General features: G+C 68.9%; 25 protein-coding genes. 14 read left to right on the top strand and 11 right to left on the bottom strand.

The window, feature by feature from the left end; genetic code table 11:
* The first annotated feature begins 326 nt into the window (after positions 1-326).
* Both sucC and sucD read left to right on the top strand, forming a co-directional pair.
* A complete protein-coding gene (gene sucC / locus EQ874_RS13175) occupies positions 327-1,496 on the top strand; it encodes an ADP-forming succinate--CoA ligase subunit beta (protein ID WP_129977043.1) in 1,170 nt (389 codons plus the stop codon).
* 16 nt (positions 1,497-1,512) lie between these two features.
* Positions 1,513-2,415, top strand: a complete 903-nt coding sequence (gene sucD / locus EQ874_RS13170) for a succinate--CoA ligase subunit alpha (RefSeq protein ID WP_016932175.1) — start codon at positions 1,513-1,515, stop codon at positions 2,413-2,415.
* Between the two features lie 62 nt (positions 2,416-2,477).
* On the opposite strand, the gene EQ874_RS13165 is transcribed toward sucD, so the two are convergent.
* On the bottom strand, positions 2,478-3,101 hold the full coding sequence (locus tag EQ874_RS13165) for a YigZ family protein (protein WP_129977042.1): 624 nt from the start codon (positions 3,099-3,101) through the stop codon (positions 2,478-2,480).
* An 83-nt stretch (positions 3,102-3,184) separates the two neighbouring features.
* Here EQ874_RS13165 and EQ874_RS13160 point away from each other — a divergent pair, with 83 nt between their 5' ends.
* Genes EQ874_RS13160 through purH form a run of 4 tightly spaced genes read left to right on the top strand, consistent with a single transcriptional unit; the run spans position 3,185 to position 8,161 of the window.
* The gene (locus tag EQ874_RS13160; protein WP_129977041.1) at positions 3,185-4,234 is read left to right on the top strand and encodes a DUF5336 domain-containing protein; all 1,050 of its coding nucleotides are present in this window, start codon (positions 3,185-3,187) and stop codon (positions 4,232-4,234) included.
* Between the two features lie 49 nt (positions 4,235-4,283).
* Positions 4,284-5,909 carry a DUF6350 family protein gene (locus tag EQ874_RS13155; protein WP_129977040.1) on the top strand — a complete coding sequence of 542 codons (1,626 nt, stop codon included), beginning with the start codon at positions 4,284-4,286 and terminating at the stop codon, positions 5,907-5,909.
* A gap of 55 nt (positions 5,910-5,964) precedes the next feature.
* Positions 5,965-6,612 carry a phosphoribosylglycinamide formyltransferase gene (gene purN / locus EQ874_RS13150; RefSeq protein ID WP_174906192.1) on the top strand — a complete coding sequence of 216 codons (648 nt, stop codon included), beginning with the start codon at positions 5,965-5,967 and terminating at the stop codon, positions 6,610-6,612.
* The gene (gene purH, locus EQ874_RS13145) at positions 6,599-8,161 is read left to right on the top strand and encodes a bifunctional phosphoribosylaminoimidazolecarboxamide formyltransferase/IMP cyclohydrolase (protein ID WP_026002846.1); all 1,563 of its coding nucleotides are present in this window, start codon (positions 6,599-6,601) and stop codon (positions 8,159-8,161) included. The genes purN and purH overlap by 14 nt, the downstream gene beginning before the upstream one ends.
* Before the next feature lie 40 nt (positions 8,162-8,201).
* On the opposite strand, the gene EQ874_RS13140 is transcribed toward purH, so the two are convergent.
* From EQ874_RS13140 to EQ874_RS13130, 3 genes are all read right to left on the bottom strand, one after another.
* Complete coding sequence (locus EQ874_RS13140) at positions 8,202-8,444, bottom strand: hypothetical protein (protein WP_016932169.1); 243 nt, start codon at positions 8,442-8,444, stop codon at positions 8,202-8,204.
* 295 nt (positions 8,445-8,739) lie between these two features.
* Positions 8,740-9,705 carry an alpha/beta hydrolase gene (locus tag EQ874_RS13135; protein WP_129977039.1) on the bottom strand — a complete coding sequence of 322 codons (966 nt, stop codon included), beginning with the start codon at positions 9,703-9,705 and terminating at the stop codon, positions 8,740-8,742.
* A gap of 12 nt (positions 9,706-9,717) precedes the next feature.
* The gene (locus tag EQ874_RS13130; protein ID WP_016932167.1) at positions 9,718-10,347 is read right to left on the bottom strand and encodes a DUF4126 domain-containing protein; all 630 of its coding nucleotides are present in this window, start codon (positions 10,345-10,347) and stop codon (positions 9,718-9,720) included.
* A gap of 74 nt (positions 10,348-10,421) precedes the next feature.
* Here EQ874_RS13130 and EQ874_RS13125 point away from each other — a divergent pair, with 74 nt between their 5' ends.
* The gene (locus EQ874_RS13125; RefSeq protein ID WP_024103175.1) at positions 10,422-11,810 is read left to right on the top strand and encodes an ATP-binding protein; all 1,389 of its coding nucleotides are present in this window, start codon (positions 10,422-10,424) and stop codon (positions 11,808-11,810) included.
* Positions 11,807-13,744 carry a VWA domain-containing protein gene (locus tag EQ874_RS13120; RefSeq protein WP_129977038.1) on the top strand — a complete coding sequence of 646 codons (1,938 nt, stop codon included), beginning with the start codon at positions 11,807-11,809 and terminating at the stop codon, positions 13,742-13,744. Before EQ874_RS13125 ends, EQ874_RS13120 begins: the two co-directional genes overlap by 4 nt.
* Here the strand turns inward: EQ874_RS13120 and EQ874_RS13115 are convergent.
* From EQ874_RS13115 to rpmB, 7 genes are all read right to left on the bottom strand, one after another.
* The gene (locus EQ874_RS13115) at positions 13,741-14,922 is read right to left on the bottom strand and encodes an MFS transporter (RefSeq protein ID WP_129977037.1); all 1,182 of its coding nucleotides are present in this window, start codon (positions 14,920-14,922) and stop codon (positions 13,741-13,743) included. The genes EQ874_RS13120 and EQ874_RS13115 overlap by 4 nt on opposite strands.
* 3 nt (positions 14,923-14,925) lie before the next feature.
* Positions 14,926-15,342 carry a hypothetical protein gene (locus EQ874_RS13110; protein WP_129977036.1) on the bottom strand — a complete coding sequence of 139 codons (417 nt, stop codon included), beginning with the start codon at positions 15,340-15,342 and terminating at the stop codon, positions 14,926-14,928.
* A 32-nt stretch (positions 15,343-15,374) separates the two neighbouring features.
* Positions 15,375-16,301, bottom strand: coding sequence for an AEC family transporter (locus tag EQ874_RS13105; protein ID WP_026002876.1), 927 nt, complete (start codon positions 16,299-16,301; stop codon positions 15,375-15,377).
* A 204-nt stretch (positions 16,302-16,505) separates the two neighbouring features.
* Positions 16,506-16,763, bottom strand: a complete 258-nt coding sequence (rpsR, locus tag EQ874_RS13100; protein ID WP_006553776.1) for a 30S ribosomal protein S18 — start codon at positions 16,761-16,763, stop codon at positions 16,506-16,508.
* 10 nt (positions 16,764-16,773) lie between these two features.
* Positions 16,774-17,079, bottom strand: a complete 306-nt coding sequence (gene rpsN, locus EQ874_RS13095) for a 30S ribosomal protein S14 (RefSeq protein WP_129977035.1) — start codon at positions 17,077-17,079, stop codon at positions 16,774-16,776.
* A 2-nt stretch (positions 17,080-17,081) separates the two neighbouring features.
* Positions 17,082-17,249 (bottom strand): 50S ribosomal protein L33, encoded by a 168-nt coding sequence (gene rpmG / locus EQ874_RS13090; protein ID WP_064064695.1) that lies wholly within the window; start codon positions 17,247-17,249, stop codon positions 17,082-17,084.
* A complete protein-coding gene (gene rpmB / locus EQ874_RS13085) occupies positions 17,249-17,485 on the bottom strand; it encodes a 50S ribosomal protein L28 (RefSeq protein WP_129977298.1) in 237 nt (78 codons plus the stop codon). Before rpmB ends, rpmG begins: the two co-directional genes overlap by 1 nt.
* Positions 17,486-17,588: 103 nt before the next feature.
* Between rpmB and EQ874_RS13080 the strand changes: the two genes are divergently transcribed.
* The 6 genes from EQ874_RS13080 to EQ874_RS13055 all read left to right on the top strand — a co-directional run bounded on the left by EQ874_RS13080 (position 17,589) and on the right by EQ874_RS13055 (position 22,831).
* Positions 17,589-18,806 (top strand): GTP-binding protein, encoded by a 1,218-nt coding sequence (locus EQ874_RS13080; protein WP_129977034.1) that lies wholly within the window; start codon positions 17,589-17,591, stop codon positions 18,804-18,806.
* Complete coding sequence (locus EQ874_RS13075; protein ID WP_016932326.1) at positions 18,803-19,054, top strand: type B 50S ribosomal protein L31; 252 nt, start codon at positions 18,803-18,805, stop codon at positions 19,052-19,054. Before EQ874_RS13080 ends, EQ874_RS13075 begins: the two co-directional genes overlap by 4 nt.
* A 45-nt stretch (positions 19,055-19,099) precedes the next feature.
* Complete coding sequence (gene rpmF, locus EQ874_RS13070) at positions 19,100-19,273, top strand: 50S ribosomal protein L32 (RefSeq protein WP_129977033.1); 174 nt, start codon at positions 19,100-19,102, stop codon at positions 19,271-19,273.
* A gap of 66 nt (positions 19,274-19,339) precedes the next feature.
* The gene (locus EQ874_RS13065; protein WP_064064721.1) at positions 19,340-20,029 is read left to right on the top strand and encodes a response regulator transcription factor; all 690 of its coding nucleotides are present in this window, start codon (positions 19,340-19,342) and stop codon (positions 20,027-20,029) included.
* 8 nt (positions 20,030-20,037) lie between these two features.
* Entirely contained in the window at positions 20,038-21,441 is a 1,404-nt protein-coding gene (locus EQ874_RS13060) for a HAMP domain-containing sensor histidine kinase (protein WP_129977032.1), read from the top strand.
* 169 nt (positions 21,442-21,610) lie between these two features.
* Positions 21,611-22,831 carry a trypsin-like peptidase domain-containing protein gene (locus EQ874_RS13055; protein WP_207213541.1) on the top strand — a complete coding sequence of 407 codons (1,221 nt, stop codon included), beginning with the start codon at positions 21,611-21,613 and terminating at the stop codon, positions 22,829-22,831.
* Positions 22,832-22,857: the final 26 nt, after the last annotated feature.

Here is a 22,857-nt window from a genome sequence, read left to right as displayed (position 1 = left end):
AGGGCAAATTGGGACATGGGCCAGCCGATGCGGGCTCGAACACTGTTCTGCGACATGTCACGAGTTCGTTGTGCGCCCGTCAGGCGGGATCCGGTGCCGATGGGCAAGTGGCCACCTGTCATTCTGAACCGAGTGCTCCACTCGATCGTGGCGTCGGCCACGTTTCGGGAGGGGAACTGCGAAGTCGTTCCCGGAACCGACGCGCACGTGACCTGTACCACATGGGACTGCCGCGCGTGATCCGCGGCCCGGCCGAGAAACTAGAGTCCGAAACGACCCGCTCGATACCCCGGAGCGGGCGTGAACGCAGACGAGACGGTGAGCAGATGGATCTCTTCGAATATCAGGCGAAGGAACTCTTCGCCAAGCATGACGTGCCGACGTCGGCCGGCCGTGTTACCGACACTGTCGCCGGTGCCCGCGAGATCGCGGAGGAAATCGGCAAGCCGGTGATGGTCAAGGCCCAGGTCAAGGTCGGCGGCCGCGGCAAGGCCGGTGGCGTGAAGTACGCCGCCACCGCAGACGACGCGCAGACCCACGCCGAGAACATCCTCGGCCTCGACATCAAGGGTCACATCGTCAAGAAGCTGCTGGTCGCCGAGGCCAGCGACATCGCGGAGGAGTACTACATCTCCTTCCTGCTCGACCGCACCAACCGCACCTACCTGGCCATGTGCTCGGTCGAGGGCGGCATGGAGATCGAAGAGGTCGCCGCCACCAAGCCGGAGCGCCTCGCCAAGGTGCCCGTCGACGCCGTCAAGGGTGTCGACCTGGACTTCGCGCGCGAGATCGCCGAGAAGGGTCACCTGCCCGCCGAGGTGCTCGACGCCGCAGCCGTGACCATCCAGAAGCTGTGGGAGGTCTTCGTCAAGGAAGACGCTCTCCTCGTGGAGGTCAACCCCCTCGTCCGCACCCCGGACGACCAGATCCTCGCCCTCGACGGCAAGGTCACCCTCGACGCCAACGCCGACTTCCGTCAGCCCGGCCACGCCGAGTTCGAGGACAAGGACGCCACCGATCCCCTCGAGCTCAAGGCCAAGGAGAACGACCTCAACTACGTCAAGCTCGACGGCGAGGTCGGCATCATCGGTAACGGCGCCGGTCTGGTCATGTCGACCCTCGACGTCGTCGCCTACGCAGGCGAGAAGCACGGCGGCGTCAAGCCCGCCAACTTCCTCGACATCGGCGGCGGCGCGTCCGCAGCCGTCATGGCTGCCGGTCTCGACGTGATCCTGAACGACGCTCAGGTCAAGAGCGTGTTCGTCAACGTCTTCGGTGGCATCACCGCGTGCGACGCGGTCGCGAACGGCATCGTCAAGGCCCTCGAGATCCTCGGCGACGAGGCCAACAAGCCGCTGGTCGTCCGCCTCGACGGCAACAACGTCGACGAGGGTCGCCGCATCCTCGACGAGGCCAACCACCCGCTGGTCACCGTCGTCGCCACCATGGACGAGGCTGCCGACAAGGCGGCCGAACTCGCCTTCGCAGCGAAGTAAAGGGACACACAGAACAATGGCAATCTTCCTTACCAAGGATTCCAAGGTCATCGTCCAGGGCATCACCGGCGGCGAGGGCACCAAGCACACCGCGCTCATGCTCAAGGCCGGCACCCAGGTCGTCGGCGGCGTGAACGCCCGCAAGGCCGGCACCACGGTCTCGCACACCGACAAGGACGGCAACCCGGTCGAGCTCCCCGTCTTCGGCTCCGTCGCCGAGGCCATCAAGGAGACCGGCGCCGACGTCTCGATCGCGTTCGTCCCCCCGGCCTTCTCGAAGGACGCCATCGTCGAGGCCATCGACGCGGAGATCCCGCTGCTCGTGGTCATCACCGAGGGCATCCCCGTGCAGGACTCCGCGTACGCGTGGGCCTACAACGTCGAGAAGGGCAACAAGACCCGCATCATCGGCCCCAACTGCCCCGGCATCATCACCCCGGGTGAGGCGCTCGTCGGCATCACCCCGGCGAACATCGCCGGCAAGGGCCCGGTCGGCCTCGTGTCCAAGTCGGGCACCCTGACCTACCAGATGATGTACGAGCTGCGCGAGTACGGCTTCTCCACCGCCATCGGCATCGGCGGCGACCCGGTCATCGGCACCACCCACATCGACGCCATCGAGGCGTTCGAGAAGGACCCGGAGACCAAGGTCATCGTCATGATCGGCGAGATCGGCGGCGACGCCGAGGAGCGCGCGGCCGATTACATCAAGGCCAACGTGACCAAGCCGGTCGTCGGCTACGTCGCGGGCTTCACCGCCCCCGAGGGCAAGACCATGGGCCACGCCGGCGCCATCGTCTCGGGCTCCTCGGGAACTGCTCAGGCCAAGAAGGACGCTCTCGAGGCGGCAGGCGTGAAGGTCGGCAAGACGCCGTCCGAGACCGCTGCGCTCGCTCGCGAGATCCTGCAGTCGCTGTAAGCAGCTTCGCCGCCCGTGCGCGTTTCAGGTAGCTGTTGCTACCGGAAACGCGCACGGGCGTTTCAGGCGTCGATCCAGTCGACACCCGCGGGTTCGAGTTCGGCCGCACCGGACGTCAGCGATGCCACCCAGCCCTCCAGTTCACCGCGCTCGCGCCCCGCGACAGTGAGGACCACCCTGTCCGCATAGGCGACGTCGAGCACCACGACCCCCCGTCCCCGCAGTTCCGCCTCCACGCGACCCGCCTCGGCGTGATCGATCGCGAGGGTGAACTTCTCCTGCTGCCGGCGTTCGACGAGGGAAGTCTCGTCCAGCGCCGCGGTGACCGCGCCCGAGTACGCGCGCACCAGACCGCCCGCGCCGAGCTTGATCCCACCGAACCACCGGGTCACCACCACCGCGACGTTCACGAGATCCCGGTGATGGAGGACCTGCAGCATCGGTATCCCGGCGGTGCCGCCCGGTTCGCCGTCGTCGCTCGACCGCTCCGCGCGCATCGACCGGTCGTCGCCCACCACGAACGCCCAGCAGTGGTGTCGGGCATCGGGATACAGTCGGCGTTGTTCGTCGACGAAGGCGAGCGCGGCGTCGGCCGTGTCGACACGGCGAACCGCGGCAAGAAAGCGCGAGTGTTTGACCTCCGTCTCGACCACGACATCGGGACCCGGGGCGAGAGTGTGCGGCATGGGCCCCATTCTCTCGGGTAGTCCCTAGGCTGGTAACTGCAGGACGAGCAACCGACACACACCGACCGACGGCAGGAGAATCGATGACATTCCCCGCAGGCGCATCCGCCCAGAGCAAGGTGGTGCCGTTGCTGCTGCCACTCGCAGTGGCCGTGCTCGGTGCCGTGAACTTCCTGCTCGGCCTCACCCCGTTCGTGAACATCACCTTCGGCTCCCAGGTGGCGCTCACCTCCTTCGATTTCGGCTTCGCCGTCGTGCCCCTGGCCTTCCTGCTCTTCGGTGGTGTGAGCGCCGCACTGTCGCTGCTGCCCGGCCAGGATCTGCGTGCCGTGGCCGTCGCGGCCTCGGGCGTCGGTTTCGTCACGTCGCTGTTCCAGCTGTTCCACCTACCCGAGGACACCGGAATCGCGTGGGGTGGTGTGACGATCCTCGTTCTCGGCTTCCTGCAGTTCGCGCTGGCGCTCGTGGCGTTGCTGTTCGGTCTCGGCATCCTCGTGTCCGGGCGGTCGGGTGGCCGCGGCTCGTTCGGATCGCCGCAGGCCGCCGGGCAGTACCCGGGATCGGGTGGCGCTCCGGGATCCGCGCAGCAGCAGGGCTTCGGTGCGCCCCAGGGATACGGACCCCAGGGCTACGGACAGCCGCAGGGTTACGGCTCCCAGCAGCCGGGAGTCGCCGCGGGGCAGTCCCAGTTCGAGGCGCCTCATCCGGGGCATCAGGCGTATCCGGGGCAACAGGGGTCGTCGGGGGAGTACTCCGGTGCCCAGCAGTACGGCGGGTCGCAACAGTATCCGGGGTCGCAGCAGTACGGCGGAGGGCAGCAGTTCCCGGGTGGCCAGCAGTACGGCGGGGGAGCGCAGTATCCCGGTGCCCAGCAGTACGGCGCTCAGCCCTATTCGGGTGCGCAGCAGTACTCCGGTGGACAGCAGTACACGGCCGCGCAGCCGACGCAGCAGTACCCCGTGCAGGAGTCGCCCGCGACGCCGGAATCGACCGATCGCACCGACGCCCCGGCCGACCGGACCGAGTCCGGGACCCACACCACGGGCACGGACCATCGCGAGGAGACCGGCACCTCCGCGACCGGCGACCAGGACGCCACGCAGGCCTTCCGCGCCCCGGACGACCAGCGGTGAGCGGCGCGCCTGACACCACGATCGCCGCGACGGTGACACTCTCGACCCGATGACTTCGACGCTCGGCCGGTCGACCCGGCACGTTCCACCCGACGACGACCACCTGGACCCGGAGCGGTTCCGCATCCTGCTCGGTACCGCGGCCCGTGTTCCGGCGGTGACGCTCGCCGTCGTGGCCACGATCGTGGTGACGACGATGGTCGTCGCCAACAGCGACCTCACCGGCATCTACGCCGCGATCGCCGGAACGTGGCTCGCGCTGCACCAGGTGACGCTCACGATCGACGGCACGTCGCTCGGTGTGCTGCCGCTGGTGCCCACGGCGATCCTGCTCTGGCAGGCCGCACGCGGATGCGCATCGGCGGCCGACGCGATCGTCGAGAACAGCGGCTACGCCCTCGACCGGCAGGACGTCTCCCGCATCACCGTCGCAACCCTCGCGGGTCCGCTCCTGGTGACCGCCGCGTCGCTGATCGTGCTCCAGGACGCGGCGAGCGTGCTGCCGGTGACGCCACCGAACGCCGCAGCCGCCCTGGCATGGGTCACCGGCATCTACCTCCTCGCGGCGCTCATCGGTATCGGGTCCCGAGTGTGGAAGCCGGTCGTGCGGTACTACTCGGCGCCCGACTGGCTCGTGCTGGCGTTCCGTCCGGCGCTGCGGGTGCTGCTCGGGATGTTCGCGGCCGGTGGGGTCGCGGTCGTGGCAGGGCTTCTGTGGTCGTGGAACGTCGTCGGCGAACTGCTGGCGCGCGGTGACCACTGGACCGGCGTGCTGGGTCTGACGGTGATGTCGATCCTGTATCTGCCCAACATCGTTATCGGAGCCGCCGCCGTTCTCGCCGGCAGCACCGTGCACTTCGGCGACATCCACCTGAGCCTGTTCGAGGCGACGGGTGGTGACCTCCCGGCCCTGCCGGTACTCGCGGCGGTCCCCTCCGGCCCGGCCGCGGCGTTCTGGCCGGTGCTGCTGGCCGTTCCGGCGACGATCGGTGCGCTGCTCGGCCGCTTCGCCGCCCAGCGGACCCTGCAGGCGAAAGCCGACGGTGTTCCGGTCGGCAGCGCCGACGCGGCGTGGACGGTACTCGCCGCCGCAGCGGGAGCCGGACTCGTCACGGCGCTGGCGACCTGGGTCGCGGGTGGCCCACTCGGAGTCTTCGGCGTGGTCGGTGCCAACTGGTGGCTCGCCGGAATCCTCGTCTTCGCGTGGTCGGGGCTGCTCGGCATCATCACGGCCCAGCTGCTGATGTGGCGCGAAGGGCGGCTGGCCGCGGCCGCGCTGCGGGCCGACGCCGCGGTCGACGAGGAGACCGCGGAGAGCGCAGCGGACGCAGCCGACACGGACGCAGCGGACGCGGATGACGTCGACGCAGAATTCGAGTCGTCCGAAGCCGACACTCCTGCACTCGAGGCTCCTGCCACCGAGGACACGGCGGCCGAGAACACGGCGGCCGACGAGGACGGCGACACTGCCGAGGACAGTGCATCCGAGGCGGACGACGAGCCGGTCTCGGAGAGCGACACCGACCCCGACTCGGAGAGCGACACCGACCCCGACTCGGACGGTGCCGCCGATACGGACTCGGAGGGCGTCATCGACGCCGAGGTCGTCGAGATCGTCGAGGAGGACGAGCCCGACGAGGAGGTCGCGAACAAGGCCGACAAGGGCGCCGACTAGGCTCTCCTACGGCCGGTCGATCGGCCGACCCACCTCGACTTCACAGGAGTGGACCCTGACTGCCTCGCGTGACCAGCTGCCGCCCACCGCGCCGGCGCGGCTCGTCGTCCTCGCCTCGGGTACGGGCAGCCTGCTGCGTTCGTTGCTCGAGGCCACTCGGACAGACGGATATCCCGCAACGGTCGTCGCCGTGGGTGTCGATCGCGAGTGCCCTGCGGAAGGGCACGCGGCCGACGAGGAGATCCGGTCGTTCCGCGTCGCACTGCGCGACTTCGAGGACCGTGCCGCATGGGACCGAGCGCTGACCGACGCGGTCGCCGCCCACGAACCGGATCTCGTGGTGTCCGCGGGCTTCATGAAGATCCTGGGCCCGGCGTTCCTGGACCGGTTCGCCGGTCGCATCATCAACACGCATCCCGCGCTGCTGCCGTCGTTCCCCGGCGCGCACGCCGTCGCCGACGCCTTGGCCTACGGCGTCAAAGTCACCGGTTCGACGGTGCACCTCGTCGACGGAGGCATCGACACCGGGCCCATTCTCGCGCAGGAAGCGGTGCAGGTGCTCGACGATGACGACGAGGACACCCTGCACGAGCGCATCAAGGTTGTGGAGCGACGGTTGCTTGCCGAGGTGGTCGCCGCCGTCGCCACCCGTGGAGTTGTTTCCGATGGACGAAAGGCCGTGATCCCCGGTGACCGAACGTAAGACTGTGCGCCGCGCGCTGGTCAGCGTGTACGACAAGAGCGGGCTGGTGGAGCTGGCGACAGGGCTCCACGCGGCAGGAGTCGAGCTGGTCTCGACCGGCTCCACGGCAAAGACCATCGCCGACGCAGGCGTGCCGGTGACGAAGGTCGAGGAATTGACCGGTTTCCCCGAGTGCCTCGAAGGCCGGGTGAAGACCCTGCACCCGCGCGTGCACGCCGGCATCCTCGCCGACACCCGCAAGCAGGACCACCTCGACCAGATCGCCGATCTCGGCATCGAGGCGTTCGAACTCGTCGTCGTGAACCTCTACCCGTTCACGCAGACGGTCGCCTCGGGTGCGAGCCCCGACGAGTGCGTCGAGCAGATCGACATCGGCGGCCCGTCGATGGTCCGTGCCGCGGCGAAGAACCATCCGTCCGTCGCGGTGGTCGTCGACCCGGCTGCCTACGGTGACGTGCTCGCCGCCGTCGAGGGTGGCGGTTTCACCCTCGAGGAGCGCAAGCGCCTTGCCGCGCAGGCCTTCCAGCACACCGCCGCCTACGACGTGGCGGTGGCGAGCTGGATGAACAGCGGCTACGCGACCCCCGAGAACGACGAGTCGCAGTTCCCGGCGTGGACCGGCGCGACCTGGATCCGCGCGAATGTCCTTCGGTACGGCGAGAATCCGCACCAGGCTGCGGCGCTGTACGTGAACGAGGCCGGCGAGCCGGGGCTCGCGCAGGCCGAACAGTTCCACGGCAAGGAGATGTCCTACAACAACTACCAGGACGCCGACGCCGCCTGGCGCGCCGCGCACGACCACAGCGAGCCGTGCGTCGCGATCATCAAGCACGCCAACCCGTGTGGCATCGCGATCGCCGACGACATCGCCACCGCGCACCGCAACGCGCACGAGTGCGATCCGGTCTCGGCCTTCGGCGGCGTCATCGCCGCGAACCGCGAGGTGAGCGTCGAGATGGCCGAGCAGGTCGCCGAGATCTTCACCGAGGTGATCATCGCCCCGTCGTACGCCGACGGTGCCGTCGACGTGCTCTCCCGCAAGAAGAACATCCGCATCCTGCGCGCCGATTCGCCGCAGTCGGCACCGGTCGAGATCCGTCAGATCTCCGGTGGTCTGCTCCTGCAGGAACGCGACGTGCTCACCGCGGACGGCGACTCCACTGCGAACTGGCAGCTCGCGTGCGGTGAGGCCGCGGACGAGGCCACGCTGCGCGACCTCGAATTCGCTTGGCGCGCATGTCGTGCCGTGAAGTCCAACGCGATCCTGCTGGCCTCGGGCGGCGCGACCGTCGGTGTCGGTATGGGTCAGGTCAACCGTGTCGACTCGGCGCGTCTCGCCGTGACCCGCGCGGGTGAGCGGGTCGCCGGGTCTGTCGCCGCGTCGGATGCCTTCTTCCCGTTCGCCGACGGCCTGCAGGTGCTCACCGAGGCCGGAGTGAAGGCGATCGTGCAGCCGGGCGGCTCGGTGCGCGACAACGAGGTCATCGAGGCTGCTCGCGAGGCGGGCGTGACCCTGTACCTCACGGGCGCGCGGCACTTCGCGCACTAGTTTCGAACACACCACGCGCGGCACCCGCGCGCACCGTCGCTCAGGCGGCGTGCGCGTGGGTGCCGTTGTCGTGTGCGGTGGGTTCGACGGTGCGCTTGCCGCGGCCGTCGGAGATGACGAGCTTGGCCGCGCCACGGTCGAGCAGTTCACGGATGAGATCCGCCGATGCGGCGCCGCTCTCGGTGCCGCCGACCCGGCTCAGGTCGATGGTGATGGCGTGACCGGTGAGGTCGTCGGGCAGTTCGGTCGACACGGTGCCGCCGGATTCGATTCGCAGTTTCATGGTGTTTCTCCTGTCGAGGTGCTCTTGTACGGGTCGCGGCCGGGGATAAAGAAAGGGCACCCGGGGCCATGTGCCCCGAGTGCCCGAGAACGAGTCGTCGTCCGACTTCTATTCTCGGGATCGCTCCGCCGCGAAGTGGAAGAAAAGGTGCGAGAACGGTACGGAACACCCGGCTACGTACATCTGCTTGTATCGCATCGGACCGTACCTTTCTCGTGTGAACCAGTGGGTTAACGGAAGACCATACACGAACAACGCGGAATGGACATTTGTTATTTCGCGTCGTCGTCGATGATCAGTCCTCGAGCTTGTCGAGCCACGCCTCGAAGCCCGAGGTGAACTCCTCCGAGTAGGGCAGATCCGCGATGTAGTCGGCGCCCGTGGACTGCTGGTCGCCGATGTCCTTGAGCGCGTGGTTGGTGTGCGTCATCCGCAGCGACGTCAGGCGGGTGTGCACGAGGGCCGCGTCGAGGGCGTCGACGTCCTCGACCCGCACCTGGATGTCCTTCGTGGAGACGCTCGTCAGTACCGGCAGGTCGCCGGCGACCTGCGCGGCGAGCATGCGCGGGTCGAGCGAGTCCTCTTCGGCGAGCGCCTTCGCGTTCGTCGGCACGAGACCGGCGTTGCGCAGCGGCTCGGGCAGGGCGTCGCTGAGCGTTCCGTCGGCGCGCAGCGACTCGACCGCCCCCGTCAGCGCGACCCGCAGTTCGTCGGCGATCTGAATCGGCAGCTGGCCGGCGGCGACCACGGCGTCGAGCTGCGCGTCGATCTGCGCGGTCAGCAGGTCGAGCAAGCGCACGGCGAGTGGTTCGAGCAGGCCCAGGCCGGCGATGGAGTCGTTGTCCTGTGCGAGCGACAGCGCGATGAGCGCGCCTTCGCTGTGCCCGACGACGTACAGACGCTGCGCGTCGACTCCGCGCTGGGAGCCGAGAAAAGCGAGTGCGTCGGAGGCGGCGTCGATGAACGTCGAGAAGCCGAGATCGGCGACGTCCTCCACGCTGTACGGGCCGAGGCCGGTCGTGCCGCTGCCGAGCTTGTCGTACCGCAGGCTCGCGAAACCGTGGCGTTCGAGCACGTCGGCGAGGTGGCGCAGCGTGCCGATCGATCCCGGGAGCAGCGCGCTGTCGCCGTTACGGTCGGTGGGGCCGCTGCCCGCGAGCAGCAGGACGCCGGGCACCGGACCTCTCATGGAGACGGGTACCCGCACACTGCCGTGCAGGGTGACGTCGCCGCTGGAAAAGGTGATCTCGGTGTCCGACATGTCATGTGTCTATCAGAAACCGCCGGGTCGACCCGTATCGAGGGCGCCCGGGTGTGCCGTCGGCTTCGTGCGTGTCGCACGGGCCCGGCGCACCCGGCGGTAACCCCGTACACCGAGCCACCCGAACAGGGCCAGGAGCGGGACGACGAGCAGGGGAGCGAGCAGCGAGATCAGCGACGTGACGAACGAGGTGACGCTCTCCACGATCGACAGCACCGGATTACCGAAACCCGCTGTGGTCGCGGTGCTCGCGACCCGCGTGCCCGTCTGCGCCGTGCTCACCGCCAGGGCGGTCGGGGCGCCGATGACGATGCCGGCGAGCGCCGCCGTCGCGGGATCGAGGCTCGCGAAGGCCGCCCACGCCGCGAGTGCACCCGCGATCGGCCGAGTGACCGTGCCGACGGCGGACAGGGCGTTGTCCACGAGCGGCACGAGATCGGCGACGACCTCCACGACGGTGGCGATCGCCAGGGCGACGAGCGCCGAGGTGGACCCGAGCCACTGCATGGATTCGTTGAGGACGACACCGAAGAGTTCGAAGTGCACCGCGGCGGACAGGAGCAGCAGTGGCAGGAAGGTACGCAGCCCGGTGGCGGCGGCGAGTCCCAGCCCGAGCAGGGCCGCCAGGATCCAGGTGTCCATGCGGCGAGTGTAGGTGGCCGGGCCATGGGGGATCACGGATGCCGAAACGACGGTTCGGTCGTACCTTGGGTGAGGTGACGTCACCCACACCGCGCCCCTCCACGGTCGGCGAGCTCCGCGCCTCCGGCCACGTGCAACGATCCGTCAAGGACGAGATCCGGCACAACCTGCTCGCCGCGCTGCGCGACGGTACCGATCCGTGGCCCGGCATCCTCGGTTTCGAGGACACCGTCGTCCCGCAGCTCGAACGCGCCCTCATCGCCGGTCACGACGTGGTCCTGCTCGGCGAACGCGGTCAGGGCAAGACCCGCCTGCTACGTACCCTGCCGCTGCTGCTCGACGAATGGACCCCGGTCATCGCGGGTTCGGAGCTCGGCGAGCATCCCTACGAGCCCATCACCCCGGCGTCGATCCGCCGGGCCGCCGAACTCGGCGACGACCTGCCCGTCGCGTGGCGGCACCGCAGCGAGCGGTACGCCGAGAAGCTCGCGACGCCCGACACCTCGGTCGCCGACCTCGTCGGCGACGTCGACCCCGTGAAGGTCGCCGAGGGCCGCAGCCTCGGTGATCCGGAGACGATCCACTTCGGTCTCGTGCCCCGCGCGCACCGCGGCATCGTCGCCGTCAACGAACTACCCGACCTGGCCGAACGCATCCAGGTGTCGCTGCTCAACGTCATGGAGGAACGCGACATCCAGGTCCGCGGTTACACGTTGCGCCTGCCCCTCGACGTGTTGCTCGTGGCGAGTGCGAACCCCGAGGACTACACGAATCGCGGCCGCATCATCACTCCGCTCAAGGACCGCTTCGGAGCGGAGATCCGCACGCACTACCCGACGCGACTCGAGGACGAGATCGCCGTCATCGAGCAGGAGGCGCATCTGCAGGCCCGCGTCCCCGACTATCTGCTCGAGATCCTGGCGCGGTTCACCCGGCTGCTGCGCGAATCGACGTCCGTCGACCAGCGTTCGGGTGTCTCTGCACGGTTCGCCGTCGCCGGCGCCGAGACCGTCTCGGCCGCGGCCCTGCATCGCGGTGCGGTCCTGGGCGAGGACGATCCGGTCGCGCGTCCCGTCGATCTCGGCACCGTCGTGGAGGTGCTCCGAGGCAAGGTCGAGTTCGAATCCGGCGAGGAAGGAAGGGAATTCGAGATCCTCGATCATCTCCTCCGGCGCGCGACGGCCGAAACGGCCCGTTCGCGACTCGCGGGCGTCGATCTCGGGCCGTTGGTCTCCGCCGTCGAGCAGGGCGAGCCGGTGGTCACCGGCGAGCGGATCACCGCGAAGGTGCTGCTCGACGAACTCCCCGAACTGCCTGTGCTCGATGCCGTCGCCGAACGGCTCGGTGCCACCGACACCGGAAGTCGCGCTGCGGCAGTGGAACTCGCCCTCGAAGGGTTGTATCTGGCGCGACGGATCGCCAAGGACACCGGCGACGACGGCTCGGCGGTGTACTCCCGATGAGCAGGTCCGCCCGCTACGGTCCGTATGCCGGGGGCGATCCGCTCGCCCCGCCGGTGGATCTGCGCGACGCACTCGCCGCGATCGGCGACGACGTCATGGCGGGCGCGTCACCGAAGCGCGCCCTGCGGGAGTTGCTGCGCCGCGGTCACGACGGTATGCGTGGCCTCGACAAGCTTGCCGCGCAGGCGAATCGGCGTCGACGGCAGCTGCTCGACCGCACCAACCTCGACGGCACCCTCCAGGAGGTGCGCGAGCTTCTCGATCGCGCCGTGCTCGAGGAACGCAAAGAACTGGCCCGGGCCCTCGACGACGACGCGCGGTTCGCCGAGATGCGGATCGAGGAACTGCCGCCGTCGACGGCGCAGGCGGTGCAGGAACTCGCCGACTACGACTGGCGCAGCGCGCAGGCCCGGCAGGACTACGAGAAGATCCGCGACCTGCTCGGGCGGGAGATGCTCGACCAGCGGTTCGCCGGGATGAAGCAGGCACTCGAAGGTGCCACCGAAGCCGACCGGCAGCGCATCACCGACATGCTGAACGACCTCAACGACCTGCTCGACAAGCATGCGCGCGGCGAGGACACCGACGAGGACTTCGAGCAATTCATGGCCGAGCACGGGGAGTTCTTCCCCGAGAATCCGCAGAACGTGGAGGAACTGCTCGATTCCCTCGCGCAGCGCGCGGCGGCGGCGCAGCGGTTGCGCAACTCGCTCACCCCCGAACAGCGCGACGAACTCGACGCTCTCGCACAGCAGGCCTTCGGGTCCCCGTCGTTGACGAACCAGCTCGACCGTCTCGACGGTCACCTGCGTGCCGCACGCCCCGGGGAGGATTGGACGGGTTCGGAACGGGTGCGCGGCGAACAGGGCATGGGTCTCGGCGAGGCCACCGCAGCTCTACAGGAATTGTCCGAACTCGACCAGCTCGCCGAGCAGCTGTCGCAGCAGTACGCCGGGGCGTCGCTCGACGACATCGACCTCGACGCGCTCGCCCGTCACCTCGGACCGGAGGCCGCGGCCGATGCGCGCACCCTCGCCGAACTCGAGAAGGAACTGCAGCGGCAGGGCTTCTTCGACCGGGGTGCCGACGGGCAGTGGCGCTTGTCACCCAAGGCGATGCGCAGTCTCGGCGAGGCGGCGCTGCGCGACGTCGTCGACCGCATCTCGTCGCGTACCGGGCAACGCGAGTCGCGCCGGGCGGGTGTGCTCGGTGAACCGACGGGCGCGTCGAAGGTGTGGGAGTTCGGCGACACCGAACCATGGGACGTCGTACGCACCCTCACCAACGCCACCCTGCGCAGTCCCGGGCTGCCGGTGCGGATGTCGGTGCAGGACGTCGAGGTGATCGAGACCGAACAGCGGACGCAGGCGGCGGTCGCGCTGCTCGTCGACACATCGTTCTCGATGGTCATGGACGGTCGCTGGGTGCCGATGAAACGCACCGCGCTGGCGCTGAACCATCTGGTGTCCACCCGATTCCGTGGGGATGCGCTGCAGCTCATCGCGTTCGGCCGTCACGCTCGCGTGGTGTCGGCGTCCGAACTGGCCGGACTCGACGGGGTGTACGAGCAGGGCACCAATCTGCACCATGCCCTGATGCTCGCGGGTCGTCATCTGCGTCGTCATCCCCACGCGCAGCCGGTGGTCTTCGTCGTCACCGACGGTGAACCCACCGCCCATCTCGAAGCGGACGGCTTCGCGGCCTTCGACTACCCACCGAGTTCGCGCACCCTCGGGTTGACGGTGCGCGAACTCGACCACGTCGCGCGGCTCGGTGCCCAGGTGACGATCTTCCGGCTCGGCAGCGACCCCGGACTCGCACGCGTCGTCGACGTGCTGGCCCGGCGCGTCGGGGGGCGTGTGGTCGCGCCCGACGTCGACGGGCTCGGGGCGGCGGTCGTCGCCGACTACGTCCGTGCCCGCCGAAGGTCCTAGTCGTTCGAGGTACGCGCGAACGTCCACGTGGTGGTCGCGGCGACGGACAGCAGTATCGCGGTCACCCAGAACACCGATGCGACGCCGGCGATCCCGGCGACGGCCCCGGCGGCAAGGGGCACCGCGACCTGCCCGAGACGATTACCCGTCAACCGCACCGCCAGCGCCGACGCGCGGTCGGACGGTGCGACGAGTCCGACCACCCACGTCATCGTGAGCGGCTGGCCGACACCCCAGAACATTCCGCACACGGCGAGCAACGCGCCGATGACCCATGGATTCGGCACGAGCGGTATCAGCGCGACCGGCACGACGGTGCCCGCGGTCGCGGAGACGAGGAGCCACGTGCGCGGAATGTGCCGCAGCGCCCACGGCAACAAGGCGCGCGCGAGGATGGAGGCCACGGTGCGGGCGGTGAGCAGGATCGTCACCAGGAGCACACCGAACCCGAACTGCTCACCGAGCAGCGGGAGATAGGCGACGACGAGGTCGACGGACGCGAGGACCACCAGGCTCGACAGCATCGCCGGCTTCATGCCCTTCGTCGCGAGCATCGACAGGATCGACTGGGGTGCGCCGTCCTCCGCGGTGCGTCCCGATCCGGGTGGTTCGCGCAGACCCAGTACCAACGGCAGAGCGAGCAGCGAGACCACCGTCATCACCAGCAATGCACCCGTGGTCTCGACGGATCCGTTTCCGTCGTCGGAGGTCGCGGCGATCGCGCCGGCCACCGGCACACCGACGGCCTGCCCGACCGACACGCCCAACGTGATGCCGGCGAATCCGCGATCCAGTTCGCCCGGTGGCGACAGGATCGACACGAACGCCTGCCCGGACACCGTGACGAGCAGTTGTCCGAGTCCGAGCACGATATTGCCGAGGGCCAGCACGATCAGTCCCGAACTGAGAGCGATCGACCCGGCGCCGACCGTGGTGACGACGATGCCCGAACGGAGGACGGCGGTCGCGTGGCCACGATCCACGGCGCGTCCCATCAGTACCGCCGCCACCAGGGGGACGAGCGCGTAGAGGGCGGTGACGGCACCGATGGTCGCGGCGTCACCACCCAGCGCGAGGATCCGGTAGGAGACCAGCACACGGATCGACTGGAACGCGGCGTGCAGCAGAGCGGTGGACAGGCACAGGTACAGCAGCCAGTGACGCGGAGGGAGCGGCATGCGTCAGGCGTCGGCCGTCACGACCCGGTCGCCGAGCGGCGACCGCAAGGGGACGTCGAGGGTGCCGACGACGGCGACCATGACGCACATGCGGTCCTGCATCTCCGGCAGGGTGCCGCCGAGCAGCGTCACCGTCACCGTGTCGTCCGTTTCGGCGACGGTCGCGTCGACGCCGAAGCACTCGGGGGTGCCCGTCTCGAAATGCAGGGCGATCCGGTCGTCGCTCACCCGCGACCACGACATGATCGCCAGCGGATGCGCGTCGACGATGTCGGGCCGCGGCGAGAACTCCGTCGCCCCTGCCGGAGCCGGTTTCTCCGGCAGGGCCGGTACCTCCGGGGCGCTCGACCCGCAGGCCGCGATGAGCAGGCATATCGCAAGCACGATGATTCCCCGGCAGACACGGACGACGGAACGCATGTCTCCCACGGTATTCCTGGGCCGCGTGGTCATCACGCCAGCAGGGCGGCGGTCACGCCGATCGCAGGAATGGAAGCGAGGGTGGTGACGAGCGCGGCGTCGCGGGCGAGCACCGTGCCCCGGCCGTAGGCGCTCGCGTAGACGAACACGTTCTGCGCGGTCGGCAGCGCCGCGACCACGACCACCGCGAACAGTGCGTGACCGTCGAGGCCGACCACGAATCGCCCCAGCAGGTACGCGAGGACGGGCTGGACGAGAATCTTGAGCACCGAGGCGAGCGCGATGTCGCGGCGCGGGCTCGTCCCCTTCTCGAGCACCCGGACCCCCTGCAGCGACAATCCGAACGCGAGCAGCGCACCGGGTACCGACGCGCCGCCGAGCAGATGGAACGGCTGCAGCAGCGCGTCCGGCGGTGTCCACCCACTGATCGCGATGGCGAGTCCGGCCGCGGCGGCGAGGACGATGGGGTTCTTGAACGGCGCGAGCAGGGTATCGAGGCGCGAGACCCCGGCACGCATCGTCGACAGGTCGAGCATCGTCAACGCGATGGGGGAGAGCACCACGATCTGGAACAACAGCAGGGGCGCGACGAACGACGCGTCGCCCAGGACGAAGACCGCGATCGGGATGCCGAGGTTCGCGGAGTTGACGTATCCGGCACACAGCGCCCCGATGGTCGCTTCGGGGACCGCACGTCGCAGCCGGAGCCTGGCGACGACGAAGTGCACGATCGCGACGGCGAAGGCGGTGGCCGCCGCGATGTAGAGGTTGGGCGAGAAGATCACCGACAGGTCGGACGTCGCGAGTACGTCGAACAGCAGAGCAGGAGTGGCGACGAAGAAGACGAGCCGGCTGAGGACCGTCTGGGCGTCGTGTCCGAGGGTGCCCAGGCGCCCCAGCGTGAAGCCGATGGCGATGATCACGAAGATGACACCGAAGCCCGCGATCACACCCGACACGGTTGCTCAGTCTAAGGATCCCGTGGATGAATTCCTGCGGCAGGCGCCCGGAGTGCTTCCTCCGTGGGGGAATTCGACGAACCTTTCAGCGGCACCGACGCGCTGGCCCACTTCTCGCCGAAAGTCCCTACTGATTTCGACAAGACCTGCACACACGACGACGCCGCCCCTCCCGATGGGAGAGGCGGCGTCGGAAGCTTCGACCTACTTGCTGCTGACGTAGGGGAGCAGAGCCATCTCGCGGGCGTTCTTCACCGCGACGGCGACCTGACGCTGCTGCTGCGGGGTCAGGCCCGTGACGCGACGGCTGCGGATCTTGCCGCGGTCGGAGATGAAGGTGCGGAGCAGGTTGACGTCCTTGTAGTCGACGTACTCGATCTTCGCCGCGAAGAGGGGATTCTTCTTGGGCTTGCGTCCCTCGACGGCACGCGACTTCTTGGACGGTCCTCGCTTGACTGCCATATCTCGCTCCTCACCAGCTCGACTTGTGGACGCCGGGTAGTTCCCCGCGGTGGGCGAGTTCACGTACACGCACTCGTGAGAGCCCGAACTTTCGCAGGTGGCCGCGCGGGCGACCGTCCGCAGCGTCTCGATTGCGCAATCGTACCGGACTGGCGTCGCGGGGCAGACGCTGCAGTGCCCGCTGTGCTTCGTGGCGCTCCTCGGGGGAGGAAGACGGCCTGCGCACGATGTCCTTCAGTTCCGCGCGGCGCTCGGCGTACCGGGCCACGATCACCTTCCGCTGCTCGTTGCGTGCGATCTTCGATTTCTTCGCCACGACTACTTCTCCTCACGGAAGTCGACGTGCTCGCGCAGCACGGGGTCGTACTTGCGCAGCACGAGCCGATCGGGATCGTTCCGCCGGTTCTTCCGGGTGACGTAGGTGTAGCCGGTTCCGCCGGTGGACCGGAGCTTGACGATGGGCCGGAGCTCGTTGCGGGCTGCCATCAGATCTTCTCCCCGCGTGCACGCAAGCGTGCGACGACGCTCTCGATGCCGTCGCGGTCGACGGTCTTGATCGCCTTGGCCGACAGGTTCACCGTGATGCGGCGGCCCAGTGAGGGCACGAAATAGGTCCTGCTCTGGATGTTCGGGTTCCAGCGGCGGCTGGTGCGGACGTGGGAGTGCGATACGGATTTCCCGAATCCGGGACGCCGTCCGGTGAGTTGGCAGGTGGCCGACACGCCGGCTCCTTCCTCGTAGGTAACGACAATCATTTTCGACAAAGTGCTTCGACGACTGTACGCTTCGATTTCGTTAATGACAATCGTTACCGAAAGGACCGATGTGGACACCAGGACGCCGCTCGTCATCGTCTGCGGATGGCGCGGACGCACAGCGCACGTCGCGCGGTCGCTCCTGCGTCCGGGCACCGCGGTCGTCCACCACGACCTGTCCGGTCTCGACCAGGGCGTGCTCCGCCGCACCGTGCTCACCGTCGAAGGCGAGCGCACCGAGATCCTCGAACTCGCCCACGGATGCGTCTCGTGCACGCTGCGCGAAGATCTGCTGCCGCTTCTCCGGCGACTACGCGACTACAGCACCGTCGACCGGATCGTCCTGCACCTCGACCCGCAACTCGAACCCGAGGCACTGTGCTGGGCCGTCGAACACGTCGTGGTGAGCGGGATCGTCGGTCGCGTCGACGGACCCGCGTCCCTCGACGTCCGGGTGGACGGCGTCGTGACCTGTCTCGACGCCGCGACCTGGCTCGAGGACGCGACGGGCGACGACGAACTGAACGAGCGTCCCGACGACGACCGCACCCTGGCGCAGGTCGTCGTCGGGCAGGTCGAATTCGCCGATGCTCTGGTGGTGCTCCCGGGAGCGGACGGCTGGCAGCAGGCCCGCCTGCACGCCGTGCTCACCCGGCTCGCCCCGGACGCGCCGATGGCATGGACGGCCGAACCGGACGTCGAGCGTCTGCTGCAGGAGATACCCGACACCGCACGCCGCGGAACGATCGACGGGGCACACTCGCCGCTCCTGCGCGGTCAACCTCCTCTCGACGAGGACTGCGGAATCCGCCTCGTCGAATTCTCCGCCACCCGCCCCTTCCATCCGGAACGTCTCCACCACGCGATCGACGTGCTGCTCGACGGCGTCGTGCGCGCCCGCGGGCGACTGTGGATCGCCACGCAACCCGACAACGCGCTGCTCGTCGAATCCGCCGGCGAAGGACTGCGCGTCGCTCATGCCGGTCCGTGGCTCGCCTCGATGACTCCCGAGCAGCAGCGCGAGGTCCCGGAGGAACGCCGCGCGATGGCATCCCTGCGCTGGGACGAACGCTACGGCGACCGGGACACGAGCATCGTCGCCCTCCTCCACGACGCGGACCCGGAACTCGTCGACCGCACCCTGCGCGCGGCGGTCGTGACGGACGACGAGTTCGCCCGGCCCGATCTGTGGCCCACCTGGCACGACCCCTTCGGGCAGTTCCACGAAGACCCCTGTGACGACCTCCCGGCAGACCGCCGTGACAACGAGAGAGAAGGACACCGATGAAACCAGGCCTGCACCCCGACTATCACCCCGTCGTCTTCCAGGACGCCAACACCGGCGCGACCTTCCTGACCCGGTCCACCGCGACCTCCGAACGCACGACGGTGTGGTCCGACGGTCGCACCTACCCGCTGATCGTCGTCGACGTCACGAGCGACTCGCATCCCTTCTGGACGGGTGCCGCCCGCCTGCTCGACACCGCCGGCCGCGTCGAGAAGTTCGAACGCAAGTACGGCCGGCGCCGGCCCTGAATCCGGCCCCGCGTCCGAGACGATCCGACCCCGAAGGAAGACGATATGGCAGTCCCCAAGCGCAGGAAGTCCCGCTCCAACACCCGCCATCGCCGATCGCAGTGGACGGCGAACGTCCCCGATCTCGTGCCCGTCACCGTCGGCGGGGTGACCGTGAGGGTTCCCCGCAGACTCGTCCGGGCCGTCCTCACCGGTGATGTCGATCCCAGGGGCCACTGAGATGTAGGACTCGTCCGCCGCGGGTTCTCAGCGCGCTCTCAGTAGGTGCGGGCCACAATGGTGATCATGCGCATTCTGGTGGTCGACGACGACCGTGCGGTGCGGGAGTCGCTGCGCCGGTCCCTGAGCTTCAACGGATACACGGTCGACCTCGCCACGGACGGACAGGACGCCCTCGAACAGGTCACGGCGTCGCGTCCGGATGCGATGGTGCTCGATGTGATGATGCCGCGCGTCGACGGCCTCGAGGTGTGCCGCCGGCTGCGCAGTACCGGCGACGACCTGCCGATCCTCGTGCTCACCGCCCGCGACTCCGTCTCCGAGCGGGTCGCGGGTCTCGACGCGGGCGCCGACGACTACCTGCCGAAACCGTTCGCGCTCGAGGAACTGCTCGCGCGTCTGCGGGCGCTGCTGCGTCGCGCCACCCCCGACCCCGACAGCTCCGCCGACGAAGTGCTGCGCTTCGCCGACCTCAGCCTCGATCCGGCGACCCGAGAGGTCACCCGCGGTGACCGGCGGATCAGCCTCACCCGCACCGAGTTCTCCTTGATGGAGATGCTCATGGCGAACCCGAGAAGGGTGCTCACCCGCAGCCGCATCCTCGAGGAGGTGTGGGGTTACGACTTCCCGACCTCCGGCAACGCCCTCGAGGTCTACGTGGGGTATCTGCGACGCAAGACCGAAGCGGGTGGGGAACCGCGGTTGATCCACACGGTGCGCGGCGTCGGGTACGTGCTGCGCGAGACCCCGCCGTGAGCCACCCGATGCGACCACCTCTTCTGCTCACCCGCTCGGTGCCGCTGCGCACCCGCGTCACGCTCCTCGCGGCCGGGGCGGTGGCGCTCGCCGTCGCCGTCACGTCCATCGCCGCGTACGCGGTGGTGTCGCGGGCGCTGTACTCGGGGGTCGACACGCAGTTGCGGGCGCGCGCCGCCGCCCTCGTCGAGTCGAGCACGCTCATCACCTACGACCCGCGCTACATCGGCGGGGCCCAGCTCTACAGCTCCGACATCAGCGTCGCCCTGATCTATCCGGATCTCGGCCGGTACGTGCCGCCGGGATCGTCGGTGCCCATCGGCGATCCCGAACTGGCCGTGGCAGAGGGCGACCGTGACCTGTCGCTGCGGACCGTCGCTCAGCAACGCGTACTGGCCCAGCGCATGCCCGACGGCAGCACAGTTGTGATCGCGCAGCGATTGCGTCCCACCGCCGAGATCCTCAACCGCCTGGCGAGTGTGCTGTTCATCGTCGGGGGCTGCGGTGTGGTGCTCGCCGCGGCCGTGGGCGCGACCGTCGGCCGCACGGGCCTGCGTCCCGTCGCCCGGCTGACCGCCGCCGCCGAGCGGGTCGCGCGCACCGACGACCTGCGGCCCATCCGTGTGACCGGCCACGACGAGCTCGCCCGGCTCACCGAGAGCTTCAACATGATGTTGCGCGCGCTCGCCGAGTCGCGGGAGCGGCAGAGCCGGCTGGTCGCCGATGCGGGTCACGAACTGAAGACGCCGCTGACCTCGCTGCGGACCAACATGGAACTGCTCATCGCGGCGAGCCGTCCCGGTGCGCCGAGCCTGCCCGACGACGACATGGCCGAGTTGCGAGCCGATGTCATCGGCCAGATCGAGGAGTTGTCGACGCTCGTCGGCGATCTCGTCGACCTGGCGCGTGAGGATGCGCCGGAGACGGTCTTCGAGGTCGTCGACGTCGCCGAGGTGGTGGACCGGAGTCTCGAACGCGCGCGTCGACGTCGCACCGACATCGAGTTCCGGGCGACCACCGAGCAGTGGTTCGTCTTCGGCGACCAGGCCGGACTCACCCGCGCGGTGGTCAACGTGCTCGACAACGCGGCGAAGTGGAGCCCGGCGGGGAAGGACGTCGTCGTGCACATGCGGCAGATCGCCACCGGGCTGATGGAACTGACCGTCGACGATGCAGGCCCGGGAATTCCGGAGGAGGAACGCGAGCTCGTGTTCGAACGGTTCTACCGGGCCACGACAGCGCGGTCGATGCCGGGATCCGGTCTGGGACTGGCCATCGTGCGGCAGATCGTCATGAAGCACGGTGGGACCATCGTCGTGGACCGTTCGGATCGTGGCGGTGCGCTGATCCGCATCGTGCTGCCCGGCACGTCCAGTCTCGACGGAGAGACGCAGCCCACCGTCGCGGGCTGAATCCGACAGGGAATTCGCGGGTACCTCTGAGGCGACTCTCAGCTCTCCGGTCCATGCTGGACGGAGAAGAGCGGGGTGCTCCCGAGGCGCCCCGCACGATCGGCCACCGCACGCCGATATCGACCGCGTGTGCGTCCGGTGGCCCCGGCGGACGAAGGTGAAGTGACGAATGAGTGAGGACCCCACCCGCGGCGCGGGAACACCGCAACCGCAACCGCAACCCCATCCGTACGGACCCGGCGGATACACCGGTCCCTACACGCAGGCTCCCCAGCAGCCGGCACCTCCGCCGCCGGCCACGGGGCCCGGCCGGATGCCGGGGCGCTCTGCCCTCGCAGTCGGCGCGATCGCGTTGGCGCTGGTGAGCGGCGGCATCGGTGGCGCGGTGGGAGCGTGGTCGGTGCGCGACTCGTCCGCTCCGGTCGTCAACTCCCTCGACGCGCCCAGGCCCGACACCCAGACGGTCGCCGCGGCGCCCGAGGGCAGCGTGCAGGCGGTCGCCGACAAGGTCGTGCCGAGCGTCGTGCGGATCGAGGTCGCAGGACGCACCGGCGCGGGTGAAGGGTCGGGCGTGGTCCTGTCCTCGGACGGATTGATCCTCACCAACAACCACGTCGTGGCGGGTGGAGGTCAGGGGGCACAGCTGACGGTCTTCTTCTCGGACGGCTCCACCGCGCCGGCGACGGTCGTCGGTGCGGATGCGGTATCGGACATCGCTGTCATCCGGGCCGAAGGGCGCACCGATCTCGCTCCCATCGAACTCGGTGGTTCGGAGAATCTCGCAGTAGGCCAGGAGGTTGTGGCCGTCGGATCACCGCTCGGACTGCAGAGCACCGTGACGGCGGGCATCGTGTCCGCGCTCAATCGGCCCGTGTCCACGAGCGGGGACAACGCCAATCAGGCGTCGGTCATCGACGCGATCCAGACCGACGCGGCGATCAATCCCGGCAACTCCGGCGGTGCGCTGGTCGACATGGAAGGCCGTCTCGTCGGTATCAACACCGCGATCGCCACGGCCGGCGGACAGTCGGGTTCGATCGGCCTCGGTTTCGCGATCCCCGTCGAGCAGGCCCGGCGTGTCGCGCAGGAACTCGTCGACACGGGTAAGGCGACGCACGCGATCATCGGTGTCCAGGTTCCGTCCCGGGACGACGCCTACGGTGCGCGTGTCGTGGAGGTCGTGCCCGACGGTCCGGCCGACCGGGCCGGAATCCCCGACGACGCGCTCATCGTCCGGATCGACGATCGGGTCGTCACCGACGGCGACTCGCTCATCGCCGCGATCCGCTCCCGCGCGCCGGGGGACACAGTGAAGATCACCTACAAGACACCCGACGGCAACGAGACCACGGTCGACGTGGTGACCGCGTCGGATTCGGCCGGACGATGAGGAACGACATGGACATAGCTCACATT

It is taken from the genome of Rhodococcus sp. Q1 (assembly GCF_004153645.1).
GTDB classification, from domain to species: domain Bacteria; phylum Actinomycetota; class Actinomycetes; order Mycobacteriales; family Mycobacteriaceae; genus Rhodococcus; species Rhodococcus gordoniae.
Note: the sequence above shows the minus strand (reverse complement) of the source record. Positions and strands in the feature narration are given on the sequence as shown.